At 61.6% G+C, this 4,443-nt stretch carries 3 protein-coding genes and 1 pseudogene; all 4 read left to right on the top strand.

Features of this window, described 5'->3' with window-relative positions:
• On the top strand, positions 1-866 hold an 866-nt coding region (locus tag AWC17_RS05915), incomplete at its 5' end, for an NAD-dependent epimerase/dehydratase family protein (protein ID WP_208618364.1).
• Positions 867-935: 69 nt separating this feature from the next.
• A complete protein-coding gene (locus tag AWC17_RS05910; RefSeq protein ID WP_046182593.1) occupies positions 936-2,009 on the top strand; it encodes an NAD(P)H-dependent amine dehydrogenase family protein in 1,074 nt (357 codons plus the stop codon).
• 104 nt (positions 2,010-2,113) lie between these two features.
• Complete coding sequence (locus AWC17_RS05905; RefSeq protein WP_276807023.1) at positions 2,114-2,860, top strand: hypothetical protein; 747 nt, start codon at positions 2,114-2,116, stop codon at positions 2,858-2,860.
• 340 nt (positions 2,861-3,200) lie between these two features.
• Positions 3,201-4,367, top strand: a pseudogene (locus AWC17_RS05900) (MorD protein); the annotation flags it as partial.
• Positions 4,368-4,443 lie beyond the last annotated feature (76 nt).

The raw sequence follows: 4,443 nt of genomic DNA, 5'->3' as shown, positions 1-4,443 counted from the left end.
TGCTCCTTCCATCAGACTTGCCGGTCTTCGAGGGAACCTACGTCCGGATTCTTTTACACCGCGGCAGGGACACGACCGAACTCGAGGCGCTCAGAATCAAGACTTGTGTATGGGACATGGACACGGGCGACAACTCGTCGCTGCCGGACGACTTCACCCATGTGGTCCATTCGGCCCTGAACCTCAGCCCCGACTACGACCAAGCGATTACCAACAACGCAGAAGGATCAGCGCTGTTGATGCAGCACTGCCGCAAGGCGAAGGCGTTTCTTCACGTCTCCAGCACGTGTGTCTATAGACCTCATGCAGATCATCCCAACCACGCTTACGCGGAGACCGACCCGCTCGGCGGTCTCGCCAGCTATGCCGAGGTCTATCCGATCGCAAAGATCACCTCCGAGGGCAGCGTTCGCGCCGCCGCACGTATGTTGGACCTCCCCACCACCATCGCACGGATGAACGTTGGGTACAGCTGGACGGGCCATGGTGGGCTTCCCGTCATGCAATACCAGACCTTTAAGGCTGGACAACCCTGGCTCACTCCGTTGGGCTACCACAACATCGGGTCACCCATCGGAGGCGTCGACATCGCCGACCAAGCGCACAAGCTGCTTGAAATCGCCACTGTCCCCGCGACGATCGTCAACTGGGGCGGGGATGACCCCGTCACGGACCAGCAGATGGGTGAATACGTCGCCGAACTCACGGGGGTGACGGCGAGTTTTGTGGAGTCGCCCGTCAGCTTCGACAGCTTCTGGTCGGACAACACCCGCCGTGAGCAACTCATCGGCAAGTGCTCGCAGCACTGGAAGGAAGGCGTCCGGGACACCTTTTCCAGGCTCGGTTTGATCGGCGTCGCCGACTAGCAGCACCGGACTGACTGGTCGAACGAGACGCAGGCGATTGGCCACGACTGCAGTGAATGGAGGCAAGCAGTGCGCAGGATGATCCAGTTCTCGACAGGCAACGTCGGCCGACACTCGCTGAAGACAATCATTGAACGACCAGATCTCGAACTGGTCGGCGTGCACGCCGCCAGCCCCGAGAAGGTCGGCCGCGATGCCGCCGAACTTTGCGGAACGAGCGAAGCCACGGGCGTTATCGCGACGGACGACATCGACACACTTGTCGACCTGGGGGCGGACTGTGTCGTCTTCACGCCGCAGGCCGAAACCCGGCCGATGGAAGTAATCGATCAGATGTCGCAATTCCTGTCCGCTGGCACCAACGTCGTTGGGAGCTCACTGGTCTGGCTGGTGGCACCCATCTACGCGCAGGACTGGATACGGGATCCCCTGATCCAGGCGTGCGAGAAGGGCAACTCGTCGCTATACGTCAATGGGGTTGATCCCGGCTTCTCGGCAGATACTCTCACTCACGCAGCTCTGAGCCTGGTGACCTGTGCGCGCTCGGTGACGGTGCAGGAGATATTCGACTACGGAAACTATGACGATGCTGAGTTCACCGGTGAGGGAATGGGCTTCAACAAGGGGCCCGACGACGATCCACCTCTGCTATTTCAACCGGGGATCGTAGATTTCATGTGGGGCGGGCAGGTACGGAGGCTGGCCGACCTGATGGGGATAGAGCTCGACGAAACGCGTCAGCGAACCGAAAGTTGGTACACCCCAGAGCCGATCGTATGCACGATGATGACTGTCGATCCGGGAGGCCGCGCCGCTGTTCGATTCGCTGTCGAAGGCGTCCTCAACGGGGAGCCGGTGATCACCATCGAACACGTCACTCGGCTCACAAACGCGGCGGGATCCGATTGGGTCTACCCGCCAGAAGGTCTCACCGGGGTTCACCGAGTAACCGTCGAGGGAGACCCTCGGGTGGAAATCAACACCCATGTATCTCATCCCCTGCTGGACTCCACTGACGCCGCATGCATGTCGACCGCAGCGCGCGTCCTGAACGCGATCAACTGGGTGTGCGAAGCCCCAGCGGGCCTGGTTGCCCTGGAGGACATTCCGCCGGCGAACATGCTGCCACCCTTAGCTCAGTGACGCCTCACGACTGTCTCCCGTGCACCCGTGCCGACACATTACGCTGACTACAGTCAGTCTGTTATAGTTCACATACCCAATCGGCCTCGATGACGCGGAGGATTGTGAATCTGCCGAAGCTGCAACAGCACACTGCCGGCGGCGTCGCAAGGGCCTCGGCGGAAAGCGGCCGCGCCGCAAAGGGACTGACGTTCGACGAGCACTTGGAACGGTCACAACTAGCGCAGCGTCAGGCCGACAAATGGCTTATCTCGGGCAGTCTCCTGATCGGCACCGCGGCCCTGGGCGTCTTTGGGTTGCCGCTGTTCCTCTGGGGAGTGCGGTTGCTGCGCCGGGCCCAACGAGATGGCCTCTCCGTTCGGCCGATGCTGGTCACGTTGCTCGGCTATCTCGTCATCATCGACGCCGCCATCAACACTGTGGGGTGGGCACTCGACCTGGTGGCAAGCCATACCCTGCTGGCCCGCGTGCTGCTCAACGGGTGGGGCAACATGTTCGACGCCGGCTACTTCTGGCACTACAACGAACTGTGGGTCGGAGGCGCGGCCGGACCTGGTGAAAAAGCCATGGAAGTCGGTCTCATCCTGACCGTCTTCACCATGCGAATCGCCGCTGCCATCGGATTCCTGCAGATGAAACGCTGGGGTCACCAATGGATGGTCATCACGTGCTGGATGGGCGTGGTGATCTGGGTTACCTACGTCTTCAACATGACCATGTTCGCCGACGTGCGCTTCGCCGGTGTCGTCTTGCCAGTCGTCGGCTGGTGGCTCTACGACATCTTCTACATCACGCCATTCCTCGCAATCCCTTACCTGCACACCGTCAATCGCGAAATCTTCTCCGACTGATTACGGATTGCGAGTTCCTCAATGACCACTATCACTGGACGACTCCCGGCTCTTCGAACCCGCCGCAACGGACTTCACCAGTTCCAGTGGGCATTTCGCTATTCAATCGAGCCAGGCCGACTGATGGCCGCGACATTGCCGTTGACTTCAATCAAAAAGCTGGAGAGTCCGTCACTCAGGAGGTCAGATCGTGGATTATTTATGGGAGATCCTTCGCTACGTCGCCGCCTGGGGCGGCACCGGGCTGATTATCTGGTTCTGGTATTGGATGTTCTCCAACATCGGAACGTTCTGAGCGCGGCCCACGGACCGGGCGACCTGCCTGCGCGAGATTCAGACCATGGCTGAGCCCTCCGAAACCCACGCGATGGCGCTGGAACGGAGTTGCTCCGTGACGGCGGTGGCACTCAGTGAGCAGCGTCGCGAGGGCGTCCGGCTCGTCACCGGTGATCGTCGCGGCTTCGGTTTGAATGCCGCGCTCACGTTCGTTCATGTGCCCTACCCCGCCCCCGATCTCTCAAAGCCCGACTGGACACGCAGGACCCTGACATGCGGCGTAGCCCTGCAATGTTCGCCGTCGAAAGAGCGGATCACCGAATACCGCCTGAACGAGCTGTCCGCTCGCGAACTGCGCGCGCTCACGCTTGTCGAAGCCGGCGTCGCGCTCGGCTGGATCGCGTCGCGGTGGCCAGGCCTGCTCCCCGAGGTCCAACGACTAGTCCCGGAGGTCCACGCCGAAGCCGGTGACATGGATGCCGCGGAAATGCTCAGCCGGGCAATCGCGTTGGCGACCACCGGCCAGGCATTGACGGTCCACCCGCTGCTGGGCCACCTGCCGCTGGCCTACACGGCGCCGCATGGCTTGACCGACAAGTTACGCCGCAGCTTTGGCCGGATGCCCTGGACTAGCACGCAGAAACGGCTGCCGCGGCCGTACTCAGTTCCCGTCGGCGGCGATGGAGGCGTCCGCAATCCCAACCTGCCGCCCCCGAGCCGGCCCCAGGACAACGATTTCGACGTCACGCCAGAACACCGGCCCGGTATCCCCTATCCCGAATGGAACATGTGGACAAAGCAGTTCATGCACGACCACGTCGCCGTTATCGAGCATGCAGACGGCCGCCGCATTCGCCGTCCGGTGCCGGTTGCCGTCGACGTACGCAAGTGGTTCGAAGAACACACCCATCGTGCGATGACAAACCGCCTCGAAGACGGATCCGACCTCGATGTCGACCAATACGTCAACCACTACATCGACCTGTCTACCGGCGAGGCCAAGGAGCCGCGGCTCTTCCGCGACTTGCTGCCCAGCAGCCGTGACGTCGCCACAGCGTTGCTGCTCGACGGCAGTTCGTCGTTAGGGGTACACGGCGGTCGAGTTTTCCAACTCGAACTGGCCTGTGCCGACGCGCTTTCGCGAGCCATGACGCTGGCCCGCGAACGTCATGGTGTCTTTGTGTTCACCGGCAACACTCGGCATCGAGTCGAAGTGCGGTGTCTGAAGGAGGTGGCGTCCCAGGAGCGGTGTAAAAGTGGTCTGACATAGGTTCCGCTCGCTTGCGTTGATGATCCTATGCGGTGGC

It is taken from the genome of Mycobacterium nebraskense (genome assembly GCF_002102255.1).
Taxonomy (GTDB): Bacteria; Actinomycetota; Actinomycetes; order Mycobacteriales; family Mycobacteriaceae; genus Mycobacterium; species Mycobacterium nebraskense.
This window is presented reverse-complemented; position numbering and strand designations above follow the sequence as displayed.